This window comes from Bradyrhizobium sp. MI1.11 (assembly GCF_055811255.1).
Genome location: NZ_JBVVPM010000005.1, coordinates 102,636 through 118,802, shown reverse-complemented (window position 1 = coordinate 118,802; position 16,167 = coordinate 102,636). Strand labels below are relative to the sequence as shown.

The 16,167-nt window shown below is 63.7% G+C and carries 14 protein-coding genes; 7 read left to right on the top strand and 7 right to left on the bottom strand.

What is annotated here, in order from left to right; translation table 11 throughout:
• The first annotated feature begins 3 nt into the window (after nt 1-3).
• On the top strand, nt 4-789 hold the full coding sequence (locus tag AC0L30_RS07205; protein WP_354200462.1) for an enoyl-CoA hydratase/isomerase family protein: 786 nt from the start codon (nt 4-6) through the stop codon (nt 787-789).
• Nucleotides 790-1,015: 226 nt separating this feature from the next.
• On the opposite strand, the gene AC0L30_RS07200 is transcribed toward AC0L30_RS07205, so the two are convergent.
• Nucleotides 1,016-1,660, bottom strand: a complete 645-nt coding sequence (locus tag AC0L30_RS07200; protein WP_354200463.1) for a glutathione S-transferase family protein — start codon at nt 1,658-1,660, stop codon at nt 1,016-1,018.
• Between the two features lie 82 nt (nt 1,661-1,742).
• On the opposite strand from AC0L30_RS07200, the gene AC0L30_RS07195 reads away from it, so the two are divergent.
• Both AC0L30_RS07195 and AC0L30_RS07190 read left to right on the top strand, forming a co-directional pair.
• Complete coding sequence (locus AC0L30_RS07195; protein WP_473404093.1) at nt 1,743-2,762, top strand: helix-turn-helix transcriptional regulator; 1,020 nt, start codon at nt 1,743-1,745, stop codon at nt 2,760-2,762.
• 99 nt (nt 2,763-2,861) lie between these two features.
• Nucleotides 2,862-3,095, top strand: a complete 234-nt coding sequence (locus AC0L30_RS07190; RefSeq protein WP_473404092.1) for a hypothetical protein — start codon at nt 2,862-2,864, stop codon at nt 3,093-3,095.
• A 71-nt stretch (nt 3,096-3,166) separates the two neighbouring features.
• On the opposite strand, the gene AC0L30_RS07185 is transcribed toward AC0L30_RS07190, so the two are convergent.
• From AC0L30_RS07185 to AC0L30_RS07175, 3 genes are all read right to left on the bottom strand, one after another.
• Nucleotides 3,167-4,114, bottom strand: a complete 948-nt coding sequence (locus tag AC0L30_RS07185; RefSeq protein ID WP_473404091.1) for a fatty acid desaturase — start codon at nt 4,112-4,114, stop codon at nt 3,167-3,169.
• Between the two features lie 15 nt (nt 4,115-4,129).
• A complete protein-coding gene (locus tag AC0L30_RS07180; protein WP_473366172.1) occupies nt 4,130-5,146 on the bottom strand; it encodes an alpha/beta fold hydrolase in 1,017 nt (338 codons plus the stop codon).
• 154 nt (nt 5,147-5,300) lie between these two features.
• On the bottom strand, nt 5,301-6,101 hold the full coding sequence (locus AC0L30_RS07175; protein WP_473404090.1) for an MBL fold metallo-hydrolase: 801 nt from the start codon (nt 6,099-6,101) through the stop codon (nt 5,301-5,303).
• 191 nt (nt 6,102-6,292) lie between these two features.
• Here AC0L30_RS07175 and AC0L30_RS07170 point away from each other — a divergent pair, with 191 nt between their 5' ends.
• The gene (locus AC0L30_RS07170; protein WP_007599621.1) at nt 6,293-7,495 is read left to right on the top strand and encodes an MFS transporter; all 1,203 of its coding nucleotides are present in this window, start codon (nt 6,293-6,295) and stop codon (nt 7,493-7,495) included.
• Between the two features lie 318 nt (nt 7,496-7,813).
• On the opposite strand, the gene AC0L30_RS07165 is transcribed toward AC0L30_RS07170, so the two are convergent.
• The 3 genes from AC0L30_RS07165 to AC0L30_RS07155 form a co-directional block, all read right to left on the bottom strand.
• Nucleotides 7,814-8,302, bottom strand: a complete 489-nt coding sequence (locus AC0L30_RS07165) for a DUF2059 domain-containing protein (RefSeq protein WP_473404089.1) — start codon at nt 8,300-8,302, stop codon at nt 7,814-7,816.
• A gap of 46 nt (nt 8,303-8,348) precedes the next feature.
• A complete protein-coding gene (locus AC0L30_RS07160; RefSeq protein WP_473404088.1) occupies nt 8,349-9,566 on the bottom strand; it encodes an OpgC domain-containing protein in 1,218 nt (405 codons plus the stop codon).
• Between the two features lie 311 nt (nt 9,567-9,877).
• Nucleotides 9,878-12,931, bottom strand: coding sequence for an ATP-binding protein (locus tag AC0L30_RS07155; RefSeq protein WP_473404087.1), 3,054 nt, complete (start codon nt 12,929-12,931; stop codon nt 9,878-9,880).
• A gap of 291 nt (nt 12,932-13,222) precedes the next feature.
• Here AC0L30_RS07155 and AC0L30_RS07150 point away from each other — a divergent pair, with 291 nt between their 5' ends.
• From AC0L30_RS07150 to AC0L30_RS07140, 3 genes are all read left to right on the top strand, one after another.
• Nucleotides 13,223-13,723 (top strand): hypothetical protein, encoded by a 501-nt coding sequence (locus AC0L30_RS07150; protein WP_354200471.1) that lies wholly within the window; start codon nt 13,223-13,225, stop codon nt 13,721-13,723.
• A 41-nt stretch (nt 13,724-13,764) separates the two neighbouring features.
• The gene (locus AC0L30_RS07145; RefSeq protein WP_354200472.1) at nt 13,765-15,168 is read left to right on the top strand and encodes an MATE family efflux transporter; all 1,404 of its coding nucleotides are present in this window, start codon (nt 13,765-13,767) and stop codon (nt 15,166-15,168) included.
• Nucleotides 15,169-15,347: 179 nt separating this feature from the next.
• Nucleotides 15,348-15,893, top strand: coding sequence for a hypothetical protein (locus tag AC0L30_RS07140; RefSeq protein WP_354200473.1), 546 nt, complete (start codon nt 15,348-15,350; stop codon nt 15,891-15,893).
• Nucleotides 15,894-16,167 lie beyond the last annotated feature (274 nt).

The following is a 16,167-nucleotide window of genomic DNA, read 5'->3' as shown; positions in this document are numbered from 1 at the left end:
AGAATGTCGGATATCACCGACGCGGCCTCTGGCCCCGTGCTCGAAATCACCGGCGCACGCGCCACCATTCGCCTCAACAGGCCCCAACATCTCAACCGGCTCCAGGCCGAGGATCTCGGCGAGCTGGTCAGACTGTTCGACCGGGTCGAGGCCGATCCCGCCATCCGCGTGCTGGTGCTGACCGGCACGGGACGGGCCTTCTCCGCGGGCTACGATCTCAATTCCGTTGCCGAGCGTGCCGTCAGTGCCAACGAGCAGCAGAGCGCGGGCTCGGCGTTCGAGGTCGTCGTCAACCGGCTGGAGGATCTCGGCGTGCCCACGATCTGCCGGCTCAACGGCGGCGTCTATGGCGGCGCGACCGACCTCGCGCTCGCTTGCGACTTCCGCATCGGCGTCGACACCGCAGAGATGTTCATGCCCGCGGCCCGGCTCGGGCTGCACTATTACAGCAGCGGCATCAAACGCTATGTGACGCGGCTCGGCGTCGACAATGCGAAGAAGCTGTTCCTGACCGCGCAAAAGATCAGCGCGCCGGAGATGCTGCGGATCGGCTACCTCACCGATATGGTGGCGGTCGAGTTTCTGGACGAGGAGGTCGACAAGCTCGCCAACATCCTCGCCGGCAACGCTCCGCAGGCGATGCGCGGCATGAAGCGCGCGATCAACGAATTTGCCCGCGGCGAACTCGACCAGCAAGCCGCCGACCACCGTCACCGCGACAGCATGCGCGGCGACGAGATCAAGGAAGGCATCAAGGCGTTCGCGGAAAAACGACTGCCTCGGTTTTGAGTGAGATGGACATTATTTCGCAACAGCGCGCCACACCCTCAGTGTCGTCCCGGCCTAGTGCGCAATTGCGCACGGGGGCCGGGACCCATACTCCCAGGAAGGAGTTGTAGGGCGAACTGGTAACTCCGGGTCTTCGCAAAACGTAATCCTGTGCTTATGGGTCCCGGCCTTCGCCGGGACGACACCGGATTTGAGGTGCGCGCCGTCGTTCACCGATGCATGCCGCTCACGCTCCAGCAGCCGCAGCATGATGCGCAGCCATCTCGGCATCGGCCGCAGTGATACGCTGGAACGCCGGCCGCGCCGTCATCCGTTCGGCATAGCGGACGAACACATCCTTCTTCGGCACGATGCCGAACATCATGGTCCAGCTGAACGCGACGCCCCACAGCACATCCGCGGCCGTCATGCGCTCGCCGAGCAGATACGGTCCCTTCGACAGCTGCGCCTCGAGCGCGCCGAGCATGATGTCATAGTCGGCATACGGCGATTGCGTGATCGGTGCCGGCTCGCGCTGCATGAACTTGTCGATCAGGGCCGGCTCGAAGGATGAGCCGTAATAGGCGATCCAGCGCAGATAGGGGCCGCGCAGCGGATCGTTCAGCGCAGGCGTCAGCCCCGCCTCCGGAAACAGATCGGCGAGGTAGATGGTGATCGCGACCTGCTCGGTCACAAGCTGCCCCTGGTGGCGGATCGCCGGCACCTTGCCGAGCGGGTTGATGGCGAGATAGGCCGGCTGGCGCTGCGCGCCGGCCTTCATGTTGAGGACATGAAGATCATAGGGCGCTCCCAGCTCCTCCAGCAGCACCCGCGTGCCGGTGGCCCGGGTTTGCGGCGAATAATATAACGTGATGCGGTTCGGATCGGTCATAGCGGTCTCCATCTGGCCGGCTGGCGATGGCGTTGTAGCGGACCATACCTGACATCCTGTGTCAGGTATGGTTTAAAGGATCATGCGCGCGAGCCGGATGCTGTCGATCCTCACCACCCTGCAGGCCAAGGGGCAGGTCACCGCGCCCGAGCTCGCGGAGGCCTGCGAAGTCTCGGTGCGCACGATTTACCGCGACATCGACGCGCTCGCGGCGTCCGGCGTCCCTGTCTATGCCGACCGCGGTGCGGAGGGCGGCTATCGCCTGCTCGACGGTTATCGCGTGCGGCTGAATGGTTTGTCGCAAAGCGAGGCGGAAGCGCTGTTTCTGGCGGGATTGCCGGGCCCGGCGGCGGCGTTCGGGCTGGATGCGGCGATGATCGCCGCACAGAACAAGCTGATGGCCGCCCTGCCCGCCAATTTGCGCGAAGATGCCAGCCGGATGCAGGAGCGTTTTCACCTCGACGCGCCGGGCTGGTTCGGCGAGGCGGAAGAGCCAAAGCATCTGCGCACCATCGCTGCCGCGACCCTGCGCGGGACACTGATCAAAATCCGTTACCAGAGCTGGCGCGCCGAGAAGCACCGCCGCGTCGCGCCGCTCGGTCTCGTGCTGAAAGGCGGCAGCTGGTATCTCGCAGGTCTGGTCGACGGCAGCGTGCGGACCTATCGCGTCGCGCGCGTGCTCGATTGCACGGCGCTCGACGATCGCTGTGAGCGGCCCGCCGGTTTCGATCTCGCCGCCTATTGGCGGGACGCAACGCTGCGTCTCGAGGCCGAGATGCATCCCAATGTCGCGATCGTCCGGCTGTCGCCCTTCGGCGTGAAACTGCTCGACGCACTGAGCCAACCTTACGTCAGGGCGCGTACGCAGCTCGAAGACACCGCAGATGCAGATGGCTGGCGCATTGCCAGAGTGCCGACCGGCAAGACGTCATGGCATGCCGCCGCCGAATTGTTGCGGCTCGGGCCCGAGGCCGAAGTGCTGGAACCGGCCGATCTGCGCGAGAAGATGGCGGAGCTGACAGAGGCGATGGCTGTGCGCTATCGCGCGGCGCGGAAAACAGGACGGCGGCGCAACGCGCCGCGACCGACGAAACACTCCTGAAACACGATTCTCCCCTGCCTGCATGAACGCATCCGCGTTTCGGCTCGACCGAGATGCAGGGACACAACAACGGCCCTTGCGCCACACTGGAGAATAATGATGCTTCGTAAGCTTGCACTTGGTCTGATCGCCGCCGGCTCGCTCGGCGTTGCCGCTCTCGCCCCCACCGCCGCGTCGGCCCACGGCTTCCACCATCATTGGGGTCCCAGCTGGGGCTTTGGCGGCGTCTACGTCAACAGCAGCGTCAACAATTGCTATCAGGAGCGCGTGGTCCAGACCCGCCACGGCCTGCGCGTCCGCGTCGTGAACGTGTGCGCGTACGGGATCTACTGATATCAGCCGCATTCACGACAAAGCCCCGATCGCACCGCGATCGGGGCCTTTGCGCGTCGAATTTTCTTCCGCTAGCCGCCCTGACGTTGCCGGCGAAACCAGGCCCAGGTCTCGCGCGTCGTCCTGATGTAGCCGCGGCCACGATGGACGATCTCGCCGTCGACGATCCCGTTCAGCTTCGGCAGCGCGTGGAACGGGATCGAGGGATAGGCGTGGTGCTCGACATGATAGGGCATGTTCCACGCGATCCATTTGACGATTGCGCCGGTGTAGGTCGTGCGCGTGTTCTGGAATGCGCTGCGGGTACGCTCGCAGCCGGTGTGTTCGGCGTAGAGATAGGGCCGCAGGAAGAACTGCCCAATGATCAGCGGCACGATCCAGACCCAGAGCAGCAGCGCCGACGAGAACCACAAGGACAGAACGAGCAGCAACGCATAGAGCGCGGCATAGGCGCGCGCCTCGGTGACGATGATGGCGCGCCTGTTCTCGGGAATCCAGGGCACGACGACCTTGCCGGTGACGGCATGGCCGAGCATCAGCCGCAGGCGTCCGGCGACCTGAAGCACGCCGCTATAGGCGAGCGCGAGCTGCGTGTCGGATTTCGGTTTCACGCCGACGACCAGTTCAGGGTCCTTGTCCGGATCCTGGGTGTAGCGGTGATGGTCCCAGTGAAACAGGCAATAATATTCGTAAGGCAATCCGATGATGAAACCCGAGAGGTAGCCGACCACGAGGTTGAGACCGCGGCTCTTGAACGCCGTCTTGTGCGCGGTCTCGTGCACGGCCATGAACAGGAAGGCGACGAGATAGCCCTGCACCGCTATCAGCGGCAGCGCCCAAAAGACACCCCAGGTCGAAGAGACCCTCCAGATCAGCGCGCCGACTAGTACGACCAGGCCGTAATGGCTGAGGCTTTGCGCGGCACCTCTGAGATTGGAGCGCACCGACAATTCCCGCAGCATCGTCGGCGCCAGCGGCTTCAAGCGATGGCCGGACTCTGAAATCGTTGCGTCGCTCATGATCGGATGCCTGTCCTACTTGCTGAGGAGCTCCGCGATCTCGGCCTTGATGAAGGCCTGATCGCGCGGATTGTTGACGGGGTTGCCGGCGCGATGGCCGTGCAGCGACGGGATCGGATGCAGCACCGCAGAGCGCGCATTGACCAGCCGGCCGAGTTCGTCCTCGTTGTCGCGCACGTCGAAATAGCGGTCGGTCGCACCGGGCATCAGCAGCATGTGGGCCGTGATCGCACCGAGCGCGCGATCGAAATCGCCGTCGAATGTGGCGCAGCGACTGATATCGCCGTTCTGCCAGATCCCAATCTGCGCCAGGAGATCGTTGGCATCGCGCCGGGCAAACGCCGCGTCCCAGCTGCGGGCGAGATAGTCGTCCAGCGAGGTGAAGCCCGCTTCGCGCCAGATCTCGTCGCGATAGAAACCGTGCGACATCGCCCAACCCGCGTAGACGCGCCCCATGGCGCGATAGCCTGCGACGGGCTTCTCGGCGAAGCGGCCGTCGCGGAAGGCGGGGTCGGCGGTCAGCGCGGCCTTCACGCTTTCCAGAAAGACGTAATTATAGGCCGCGCAGCGGGCACTGCCGCAGACGACGGCCGCCCGCTCGACCATATCGGGATGCAGCGCCGCCCAGTGATAGGCCTGCATGCCGCCCATCGACCAGCCATAGACCAGGGCAAGCTTCGAGATGCCGAACCGCTCGGTGAGCAGCCGGTGCTGGACCGCGATGGCATCGTGATAGGTCAGGATCGGGAACGGCGCGGCGGTATTCGACGGCGAGGACGACAGCCCGTTACCGAACAGATTCGGGATGATGATGAAGTACCGCGTAGGGTCGAGCATCCCGTCGGGGCCAATCAGCCACTCGGTGTCGGCGTGCTGCGCGCTGAACGAGGTCGGATAGAGAATCACGTTGTCCTTGTCCGGACTGAGCGTGCCGTAGGTCTTGTAGGCGAGCTTGAGCGAAGGGACGACGACCCCGGACCGGAGCGCGACGTCGCCGGCCTCGAAGATCTCGTAGTCGCGCCCTGCCGTCATGGACCGAACTCCCGCTCACGCGGCAAGCGCGCCGCGGAAACAGCGATGCATCGATCATGCCGGTCCCGCAGACGCATCGTCGCGTCACGCTTAATAACTGTACTTATAGTCCATGTATTGTGGACCAGCAAGATAAATGCGGTCTCGCGCCGGCTCATGCGATGGCGGCCAGATAGCGCGCGACAGAGGCCGCGAATGCGGCCTTGGCGCCTGCGACGATATTGCGATCCCACCAGGCGCCGTAGACACGGTCGAAGGCCAGCGGCTCGATGGCAGCCGCAATCCGTCGCACCGCGGCGGCGTTGAGCGGCATGTAGTTCGGATAGGAGTACATGAAGCTGACGAAGCGGCGATCCATCGTCACCTGCGCGATATCGCCGGTGAGCAGCGCACCCCTGCCGTCCGCACCACTCGCGTGGTGCAGCATGGTGGCGCCGGCGAAATGACCGCCGGTGCGCAGCAGCAGCACATCGTCGGAGATGCGATGGCTTTCGCCCGTCCAGTGCACGATCGAGGAATGCGGACGCGTCACCCATTGGCGATCATCGGCGTGCAAATAGACCGGCACGCCCCCGAACGCCTCGCTCCAGTCGGCGAGCGCGCCATAATAATGCGGATGCGAGATCGCAATCGCCTTCAACCCGCCGAGCGACCGCACATGCGCGATCGCCTCCGGCGTCGCCAGCGGGATGCAGTCCCACATCAGCCAGCCGTCCGCGAGCGGCACCAGCAGCGCGCGCTGACCGATGGCAAAGCTTGGCTCGAGCGCGATGCCGGTCAGGCCGAGATCGTCGCGCCAGACCATGCGGTGACGTTCCGAGAGCGCCTCGCGCGTGAGGAAAGTCTGTCCGTTCCAGCCGACGTATTGCCGTTCGTCCTCGCAAATTTCACAGGACGTTGGCGGATTTTCGCCCGGAAATTGCGCGCCGCAGGTTTCGCAGGTCCAGAGGGGCATGCCGTACTCCCGACAAAGACGATCCAACGTCAATAGGGAATTGCTGGCCGTGATCGCAAGCCCCGCCGACCGGGCGAAACCTGGAACCAACCCGATCAGCGCTCGTTAAACTCTCGTCCGCGCCAGAACGATTGGCTGAAAGGATCATGTCCCACCCGCCGTATCCCGGCTGAGACCACGTTTTGGTATCGATGACATCGCGGTCCCCCTCCTCGTCTCGTATCTGGCCCCTGTTCGCTCTCAACTTCTTCATGGCCGACATGCAGTCGGGCATCGGCCCTTTCGTCGGCGTCTTTCTCCAGGAGCGCGGCTGGGCGAGCGGGTTGATCGGTACCGCGATGACCATCGGCAATGTCGCGGGCATGCTGATCACGACGCCGATCGGCGGCTTCATCGACGCGAGCCGCAACAAGCGGATGTGGGTCGTGATTCCCGGCATCTGCGTGGTGCTCGCGTCCGCGATCATCCTGATCTCGCAAAATTTCTGGGCGGTAACGTTCTCGCAAGTCGCACAATCGCTGGCGAGCGCTGCGATCGTGCCGGCGGTCACCGGCATCACGCTCGGCATTGCCAAGCAGAAGGGCTTCAACGCGCTCAACGGCCGCAACCAGGCCTTCAACCACGCCGGCAACATGGTCGGCGCCGCGCTGTCGGGCTATCTGGGTTACAAGTTCGGCTACGTCTCGGTGTTCGTGTTGGCGGCTGTGTTCGGCGCCATCGCGATCGCCTGCGTGATGATGATCCCGGCCAAGGCGATCGACGATCGCGCTGCGCGCGGCAGCAAGGAGGACGATCCCGACAGCGCGCCGGACGCGTTCACGATGCTGCTCAAGCACCGCGCGCTGCTGGTGCTGGCATTGGCGCTCGCGCTGTTTCATCTCGGCAATGCCGCCATCGTTCCGCTCTATGGCCTGGCGGCGGTCGCGGAAGGCCAAGCCAATGGCCCGAGCTTCGTCGCGACCACCGTGGTGATCGCGCAAGGCGTCATGATCATCACGTCGCTGATCGCCATGAAAGCGGCGAGCAAGCGCAACTACTGGCCTGTCATCCTCGTCTCCTTCATGTTCCTGCCCATCCGCGGCGTGCTCGCCTTCTTCGTCACGGGCTGGTGGGGCGTCGTACCGATGCAGGTGCTCGACGGCATCGGCACGGGACTCCAGACGGTTGCCGTCCCCGGCATGGTCGCGCGCGCCCTCAACGGCACCGGCCGCATCAATCTCGGCCAGGGTGCCGTGATCACCGTGCAGGGCATCGGCGCGAGCCTCAGTCCCGCCCTTGGCGGCTGGATCGCGCAATGGATCGGCTACGGCCCGACGTTCCTGCTGCTCGGCGGTTTTGGCCTCGCGTCGATGGCGCTGTGGTTCGCGTTCGGCGCCCATGTGAAGAAGTATTGAGGCGTCCTTTTTCGCTCTCCCTGTTCTTGCGGGAGAGCGAGAAGAGGAATGCGTCAAGTCCCAAAATTCTTCTGGATCGCCTTGTCGAGCGTTCACCGCCGACGAAGCGCTGGCGCAGCTCGCGCTTGCCCGCGATCCAGATCGTCGGCGGCGCGAAGAACGACGTGACCTTGTGCGCCTGGATCAATGAGAGGATGTTGTCGGCCGCAGGCTTGCCCGTGATCACGCCGGAGGCGCCGAGATAGATTTGCGGCCCCAAGAACACGTCGAGCTGCGCGGGCGCTGGCCGCGTCAAATCAGCCAGCGAGCGCGCCAAGCTCAGAGCTTGTGCCCCTTCTGGCGCAACGCTTCGATGAGGCGCTGCTTCAACTCGTCGGCCGTCTTCTGGCCGACATCCTGGCCGATCTGCGCGCTTGCCTGCGCCAGCGCATCCGACTTCTCCAGAAGCTTCTTCCCGGCCGGCTGGACGTAGAAAGCCTCGATCTGGCGCAGCTCGTCGATGCTGAAGCTCTGGGCGTAGAGAGCGGCGACCTGATCGACCATCGAGGTGAGCGCCGGAGTGTAGATCTCGGAGCCGGGTGCCGTCACCGCATCATAATCGCGCTCGATCTCCGGCCTGTCCTGCGCGACCACGGGCCTCAACTTGAGCAGGAGCTGCGGCAACAGCGCGCGATACTGATCCGCGATCTTCAAGGTGACCACGAGCTTGCGCGCCGCGCTCATCGCCTCCGGGGAGGGTGCTTGCGCCGATGCACCCGAGATCAGGAGCAGGAGGGCGCCGGCGATCGTCAACACAAGTCTGGGCATGAACCTCTCCGTTGGACCTCTCCGCGAAAATGCAGGCTGGCGACGCTCAATGACCCGCGGGCGCCACGGCAGACCTGTCCGCAGGCGCGCTTTCCAGGATGGTGTCGGCCTCCTCGATCTCCGTCACCTTCACGAACAGATTCGGCACCCGCTCGGCCCGGTCGAGCAGCCAGGCGGCTGCGATCATGATGGCGATGCCGACGGCGGAGACCGCGAGCTGCTCCCAGACGCCCTTGGTGTATTGCGTCAGGATCCAGTGCGCCGAAAACGAGAGGAAGACGCCGAGGCAGAAGATCGGCAGCGAATGCTGACCGCAGAGGATCACGGGGCGCAGCCAGGCTCCGTGCAGGGTCCGCCATTTGCGCGAGATGAGGTGAGTCACCCAGATCGCCAGCGCCAGGAAATGCGTGAAGCGCAGCATGTCGAGGTCGGTCTTGTCGATCGGGTAGATCGCCTTGATCATCCATTTCGGGATCAGGGCTTCGAGCGCGGGGACGTGCCAGGTCATCACGATCAGCAGCGCGAAGGCGAGCCAGGCCGCGGTCAGCGCCATCGCCGCCCTCGACCACACCCATGTCGCGATCTTGTCGATCTGGCCGATGCCGCACCAGGCCGCGAACACGAACATCAGCTGCCAGCAGAACGGATTGAAGTACCAGTGCGTGCCCGGCGGATAGGAGGCGACGTTCCAGTCGAACCAGCGCGCCAGCACGTAGAGCACCACGGACGCGGCAAGCGTCAGGTTCGGCCGGCGCACCAGGCACCACACGATGAAAGGCGAGGCGAACACCAGCGTGATGTAGAGCGGCAGCACGTCGAGATTGACCGGCTTGTACTTCAGGAGGATCGCCTGCCCGATCAGCTCGTCCGGATGCGACAGGAAATTGAACACGTTGAACTCGTGCTCGTACATCGGATTGTCGAAGCGGCGCGCGGTGCGGGCGATCTGCGCCGTGAACAGCAGGAACAGCATGATGTGGGCGACATACATCTCGACCGCACGCCGCCACAGCCGTTTCAGCGCGGCGGCAAACCAGCCGCCCGCGACGATCGGCCCGTAGATCCAGCCGACCAGATAACCGGAGATGAAGACGAAGAATTCGGCGGCGTCGCTGAAGCCGTAATTGCGCAGGGTCAGCCAGGCCACGACGTCGTGCGGGATGTGGTCGAGGAAGATCATCCACAGACCGATGCCGCGGAAGAGATCGAGCCGCAGGTCGCGCTCGACCGGCGCGAGCAGCGCTGACTGGTCCCGTGTGATCATGGCCCCGCCTCGTTCGGTGGGCGTCGCGCCGTCGCGGCGCCGGAAAATCGGATGCTAAAAAATTGAAATCAAAAGTCGCCTGGCCGTGTGGCCAGGGCCGACGGTAGCCGACCTTGCTGCGCGTGCAAGGGCATAGTCATCGGAGCGGGCCGCACCAGCGTGCCGTCCTCCGCGCTGCACCATGGGGGCCTTCAAGATAAAAGGGCGAAAACAACCCCATGCACAGTAGCTAAGTCATTGCGACGACTACTGAATTTATTTGACGCGTCGGGCAGATTTGGCCCGCGATGGCGGCCCGGCCGCCGCTGCCGTCAGCTGAGCTCGTCATCGGTCGCCTGCATCTCGTTGAGCATCGCCTCGGCCTTGTGCCGCAGCGGCAGCGCGCCGCTCTCGGCGGCGATCGCGATGGTCGCGCGCAGGGCGCCAAGGATGGCCGCCTTGGCCTCCGCATCCGACGGCGGCGTCACCACGGCCTCGCCGAACAGGGCCTCCGCCTCCAGCCCGGAGAACCCCTGTTGCCGCGCGGTGTTGCGCGCCTCGCGCAGCATGTTCTGCGCGGCCTGGACGTCGCCCAGACGGTGGGTCGCGAGCGCCAAATAGATCGAGCTGCGCAGCACCGCCGAGGTATAGCCGACCGCCTTCGCCTCCTCCCGCGCCTCCGTCAGCATGCCGCGCGCCCGGTCGAACAGCCCCTGCTCCAGATAGGCCATGCCGAGATGGCAGGCGAGCACCGGCACGAACAGCCGGATGCCGTGCTTCTGCGCCAGGACAAAACCGTCTTCGAGAATGGCCGCGGCCGCCGCCGGCTCGCCGCGGCCGAGCATCAGCCACCCGCCGCTATAGGCCGCGGCGACGCGGTCGTAGGGGCGACCGGTTTCCTCCGCGATCGCGACGGCCTGCTGCTGGAGCTGCTCGGCGGTGTCGAACTCGCCCATGACGGTATGGGTGACGCTGTTCATCATGCAGCAAAGTAACAGGGCAGGCTTCGGTGTCGTGCCGAAAGGAGCACTCGGCTCCGGCCCCGCCAGTTGGGCACAGGCTCGCGCGAACAATCTGTCAGCTTCACGATAGCGTGCGGCAAGGAAGTACACTTGGCCCAGACCGTATTGCGCGGCATTGAGCCAACCCGGATTGCCCGCCCCCTCCGCGAGGCGCACGACTTCCTCACCAATCGTAACTGCTTCGAGCGGGGTGCCGTAGAAATTCTGTGCGGCAGCCATCACGGTCATTGCGGCGACCTTCCGTCCGATGTCGTTGATCGCGTCGGCGCGGCGCTCGGCCTCCTTGCCAAGATTCAACCAGTCGGCGATCTGGCCGGAGGCGATAAACGCCGCACGCGCCTCGATGCGAACATCCACGGCGTTCGCTTCTCTCGAAGGAGAGATCGGGGTCTGATCCAGCGATTTCATCGCGATCTCGAAATAGTCAGCCGCATCGACAAACGCCGACCGCGCAAGACATTTGCGCGCCGAGGCTCTGCCGTAGCTGAACGATTTGGTCCAATCCTTCGCTCGCGTGGCATGATAGCAGAGCTTGTCTGGATCGTCGGCTCCAACCTCGCCGCCTTCCAAGGCCGAAAGAATGCGCGCATGGATGTCTTCGCGCGCCCTTTCGACCATGGAGTCGTAGGTCACCTGCCGGACCATTTCATGCCGGAATTCCAGCGCATCTTCCAATTCGCTGTCGATCCTGACCAGTAGCTCGGCGCGATCGAGTGCGACGAGGCATCCCTGAAGAGCATCCTCGGGCAGGGCCGCGATCTTCCGCAGCATGACTTCGCTCGATCTCGGCCCCAGACTGGCGGCGATCTGCAAAACGGACCGTTCCTGCTTCGACACCCGATCGAGGCGTGCTGCAATCACGCCTTGGATACTTGTGGGAATGCCGAGTTCGTCGATCGGACGCACGAGTGCGAGGTCGCCCCATTGGCCACGTAGCGTGCCGCTGTCCTTCAATCCGCGGCAGACCTCCTCAATGAACAGAGGAACGTTGGCGGTATGAGAAATGATCCGGCTCTTCAAATCCGCGTTGGTTTCGGAGGAGCCGAGCATGTCTGCCAGCATGGCGAGCCCCGAATCGTCGTCGAGGGGCCGCATTGCGACGATCTCGGCCTGACAGCGCGCAATCCAGACCGGCATGCCATTTGGCCGGGAGGTGAAAAGCACGAGAAGGCCGGCCGCCTGCAACGACGCGATGGCAGCCACGACGCCGTCGCTCGCCCGGTCGATCCAGTGCAGATCCTCCAGCAGGAGCACCGTTCGCCCGCGATTTGCCAGGCTTCCGGCGATGGCACAGCTTGCATCGGAGATGGCTCGTCCCCGTGCATGAGGCTCCAGTTCATCCCAATGCGAATTCGATATGGGGAGATCGAGCACTGCATCGAGCGCACTTTGCTGAATCGATGGCAGTCCCTGTCGAATATCTCCCGGGCTGTCCGGCTCCCTTGCAGCCGCGTCCATGGCCGACAGCAAAATCCGCTTGAGTGTGCTGAAGGGGGCACCCTGGAGGTTCGGGCTGCACTCGGCATCGATCAGCCTCCAGCCATCGGCCTTGAGCTGCTGGGCAAACTCGTGCGCCAACCGCGACTTGCCGATACCAGCATCACCCAGCAGCAGCACTGTCTGCCGGCTTGTCGCGGCGCTTCCCGCACTGCGCTCCAGCAGCGCGCGCTCGGTCGTGCGATCGACGAAACGGGAGACGCTGCGAGCCCTTCGCACCCGCCAGCTTGACAAGTCGCTCGCGCCCACGATCCGATAGACCGGCACGGGTTGGCTGAAGCCGCGCAGTGATTTTCCGCCCAAGGATTCAAAGCGGACATGCCCGTCGGCGAGCTTCTGGCAGGCCTCGGAGACGCAGATCTGGTTCGCCTCAGCCGTCGCCTCCAGCCGAGCGGCCAAATGCTGGGCCGCGCCGCCGATCTCGTAGACCTTGGAGAACTCGCTGGCGACCATGTAGGCAACGACATGGCCGGAGTGGAGACCAACCCGGACCTGAAGCCCGGGATCACCAAGGCTCGCGACGCGCCGAACCAATTCTATCGCAGCGTGGCAGGCCAAGGGCGCATGATTGTCGTCCGCAATGGGGGCACCGAACACGGCGGCAAGGCCGTCGCCCAATTCCTTGCTGACGATACCGCCGAACTGCCGAACCGCCCCCCGCATAGCGGCCAGGGCTGGCTCCAGGCGCGAGACCGCCTCCTCCGGATCGAGTTCTGCAACAAGCCCGGTGGAATCGACGACATCGGCCCGGAGAATTGTGACAAACCGTCGTTCACTGTCGGGATCGGAGCGGCTCACGCCTGCACCGCAATTGGGGCAGCGGCTGTCGCTTGCTTCGATCGTCGACTGACATGCCGTGCAAAGCATTCCGTGCTCTCAAGACCTTGCAGCGGTACGGTCGGTAGGCCACTGCGAACGATGGCGACAGGATCGCCTATGAAAACCCGCTTAGCAACGGGGCATGCGATGCATCCCAGACAAAGCGCCCCCAGAAACGGTTGCTGATCTGGACGATTCACAGTCCTGGGTGGTAGCTTGCCAAAAGCCGAGCGAAGAAGATGCTACGAGTAACGGGCACAGGCTCGTGTTCTAACCGTCAAGCTTCGCAGAGCTGCATATTTCCCAGGGAAGCCAAGCATTGATTGAGGGACAAAATACATGGGCATGAGAGTTTACACGGGTAAGCCATTTAAGGACCTGATGAATGGTAATTACTATCCATTGGAGAACATGAAGAAGAGCGTAAAGAAGCTCAAAGCCTCGGAAAATATCCATCTCCCGACATTGGAATACGGCCAGTATCACCTGATTTTGACGCCGAAGAGCAAGTGGCCGCAGGGCAGCGCGAAGCACTGGCACAAGGAGAAGGGCCGTGCGCGCGTCGACCTCACCTCCCAACCGAATACCACGCCGCTGTCGAAGGACGAGCCGGACGTGATTCCGCTGACGCGATGTGCCTTGCTCGATGCCTGTGTCCGGAAGTGCTTCAACTCGGAGCCTCCGATTCCGATGAAGACCAACATCATCACGCATGCGTCGACGGATCGGAACGCCGACCGGCACGAGATCCGGCTGGAGTGGGAGTACGAGGCCGACAGCAACACGCCCAAACTGCTCAATTTGACGATGGTCTGTCCGCACAAGCCACCCAAGTCCTGATCTCTGGTCGGACCCGACAGTTCGACAACAAGGAAGGTCCGTTGTCGCCGCCCCCTCGCCCAGTCGCGAATACGCTGCTCGACGGACCGATCCTGCGGACGCTGCTCTCGCTCGCCTGGCCGAACGCGCTCGCGTTTTCGGCCGGCACCTTGGTTGCGATCGCGGAAACCTCCTATATTGGGAAACTCGGGATCGAAGCGCTGGCAGCAATGGCGCTGGTGTTTCCCTGCGTGATGCTGACCATGAGCATGTCGGGCGCGTCGATGGGCGGCGGTGTGGCGTCGGCCATTTCCCGCGCGCTCGGCGCGGGTGACCGCGACCGGGCGGAGAGCCTGGCCACGCACGCACTGCTGATCGCCGTCTTCTTCGGCCTGGTTTTCACGCTTGGCATGCTCATCGGTGGCCGGCAACTGCTGGAGTTGCTCGGCGGCAAGGGGGATGTGCTGGCGCTGGCAGTCGCCTACAGCCAAGTGTACTTCGGCGGAGCCGTGCTCACCTGGCTGGTCAATATTCTAGCCGGCGTCCTGCGCGGCACCGGCAACATGAAATTGCCGTCGCTGATGATCGTCAACTCTGCGATCTTGCAGATCATCCTTGGCGGAACGCTAGGTCTTGGTCTCGGACCCGTACCCCAATTCGGGATGCCGGGGGTCGCGACAGGGTCGTTGATCGCGTATTCGATCAATATTGCGATTATGAGCTGGTACCTGTTCTCCGGCCGGGGTGGCATCATTCCCCGGCTGAATGGGTTTCGTATGCGGTGGCCGTTGTTTGCCGACATCCTCAAGGTCGGCGTGGTCGGCTGCTTCTCCCCACTGCAAAATACGCTGACGAACCTCGTCTTGACTCACATGCTTGCCGTGTTCGGCACCGCGGTCCTCGCGGCTTATGGCATCGGCGCGCGCCTGGAATACGTGCTGGCGACCATCGCCTTCTCTGTTGGCATCGGCTCGGTGCCCATGATTGGCGTTGCGATCGGCGCGGGGCGCATCGCGCGTGCCCGCCGGATCGCCTGGACGACCGGCCTCGTGGCACTGGTTGTTATCGGGACGCTAGCGTGCGCGGTTGCTCTCTTCCCCGGACCGTGGGTTAGTCTCTTCACGGACGACGCCGAGGCGGGCACCGCCAGCCGGCAATTTCTCCGCACCGTCGCTCCGTTCTATGCCTTCATCGGGCTTGCCTCGGCGATGTATTTCTCGTCGCAGGGTGCCGGGAATGTGCTCGGTCCAGTGCTCGCGCAGACCGCACGGCTGCTCTTCATCGTGCTTGGCGGCTGGTATCTGGTCTCGCAGACGGCAACGACCGAGAGCTTTTTCTCGCTCACGGCTGCTTCAATGATGTTGCTGGGCCTCCTTTCCTCCGCCGCAGTTGCGTTTACACGCTGGGGGCCTCGCAACGCCGATGCGAAAGGCCCGCTGACCTTGGCCGGTGCGGCCGACAAATAAGAGCGCAAGACATGCACAGTGAGACGCTCTCAGATTGCTTTCGTTGACGCCACATCTTCGCGAATGATAGCGTTCGCAGGTAAGCTTGGGGGCACAAGCGTGGCTCGTCGTTGAGCTCGCTGCCGTGGAATACTTGCCAGTATCTGTGCCAGTACGCGGCGAAAAATCGAGAGCGATCAATGGGCACAATCTACGACGATCAAAACTACAAAGACCTGATGAACGGCAACTACTATCCGCTCGAGAACATGAAGCGGAGCGTTGCCAGGCTTAAGGCCTCCAAGCAGATCGACATCGAGACGATGGAATACGGCCAGTATCAGCCGATCCTGTCGCCGCTGGAGACATGGCCGAACGGTAGCGGCAAGGTGTGGTTCAAGGCGCTCGGCCATGCCCGCCTCCAGCTCACCGCCCAGCCCAACACCACGCCGCTGTCGAACGACGAACGTGTCGTGGTCCCGCCGACCAAATGCGCGCTGCTGGATGCGTCCATCCGCAAGTGCTTCAACTCGGAGCCGCCGATTCCGATGAAGGCGGACATCAGGCAGCACCAGAAGGACGACGCCAATTCCGACCAACACGAGATTCGTCTGGTCTGGGAGTACGGCAATGGCGAGGATCACGCGCCGACATTGCTCAATCTGACCATGGTCTGCCCCCATGCAGCCAAGCCGCGACAGGCGGATGCCTCAGTCGAGGCCCGGCAGGAGCTCTCCGAAAAGTAAGACGCACTCTGGCGGTAATACCATTTGATCTGGCGCGGGCCGGCACTTTGCCGGCCCGCCTTTTTTCGTGCGTGCTTTCGAAGGACGCTGAATCACGAGACCACGCCTCCCCACCAGCAGATGCTCGGCGCGACGTCGAGCAAGGCGCGGCATGATTTCCTCGGCAGTGCCAGCGAAACGACGCTCGCCTGCCGGCGACTACGGGGACAGTGCGCTCGATAGCGGTTGTCGAAATCGCAATGGCTGCCACGTCCGAATTCGGCGCTGTCGGCGC

What these genes read in the sequence shown, in the direction of transcription:
- AC0L30_RS07205 (WP_354200462.1), top strand. Translation starts at nt 4, where the DNA reads ATGTCGGATATCACCGACGCGGCCTCTGGCCCCGTGCTCGAAATCACC.
- AC0L30_RS07200 (WP_354200463.1), bottom strand. Translation starts at nt 1,660, where the DNA reads ATGACCGATCCGAACCGCATCACGTTATATTATTCGCCGCAAACCCGG.
- AC0L30_RS07195 (WP_473404093.1), top strand. Translation starts at nt 1,743, where the DNA reads ATGCGCGCGAGCCGGATGCTGTCGATCCTCACCACCCTGCAGGCCAAG.
- AC0L30_RS07190 (WP_473404092.1), top strand. Translation starts at nt 2,862, where the DNA reads ATGCTTCGTAAGCTTGCACTTGGTCTGATCGCCGCCGGCTCGCTCGGC.
- AC0L30_RS07185 (WP_473404091.1), bottom strand. Translation starts at nt 4,114, where the DNA reads ATGAGCGACGCAACGATTTCAGAGTCCGGCCATCGCTTGAAGCCGCTG.
- AC0L30_RS07180 (WP_473366172.1), bottom strand. Translation starts at nt 5,146, where the DNA reads ATGACGGCAGGGCGCGACTACGAGATCTTCGAGGCCGGCGACGTCGCG.
- AC0L30_RS07175 (WP_473404090.1), bottom strand. Translation starts at nt 6,101, where the DNA reads ATGCCCCTCTGGACCTGCGAAACCTGCGGCGCGCAATTTCCGGGCGAA.
- AC0L30_RS07170 (WP_007599621.1), top strand. Translation starts at nt 6,293, where the DNA reads ATGACATCGCGGTCCCCCTCCTCGTCTCGTATCTGGCCCCTGTTCGCT.
- AC0L30_RS07165 (WP_473404089.1), bottom strand. Translation starts at nt 8,302, where the DNA reads ATGCCCAGACTTGTGTTGACGATCGCCGGCGCCCTCCTGCTCCTGATC.
- AC0L30_RS07160 (WP_473404088.1), bottom strand. Translation starts at nt 9,566, where the DNA reads ATGATCACACGGGACCAGTCAGCGCTGCTCGCGCCGGTCGAGCGCGAC.
- AC0L30_RS07155 (WP_473404087.1), bottom strand. Translation starts at nt 12,931, where the DNA reads ATGCTTTGCACGGCATGTCAGTCGACGATCGAAGCAAGCGACAGCCGC.
- AC0L30_RS07150 (WP_354200471.1), top strand. Translation starts at nt 13,223, where the DNA reads ATGGGCATGAGAGTTTACACGGGTAAGCCATTTAAGGACCTGATGAAT.
- AC0L30_RS07140 (WP_354200473.1), top strand. Translation starts at nt 15,348, where the DNA reads ATGGGCACAATCTACGACGATCAAAACTACAAAGACCTGATGAACGGC.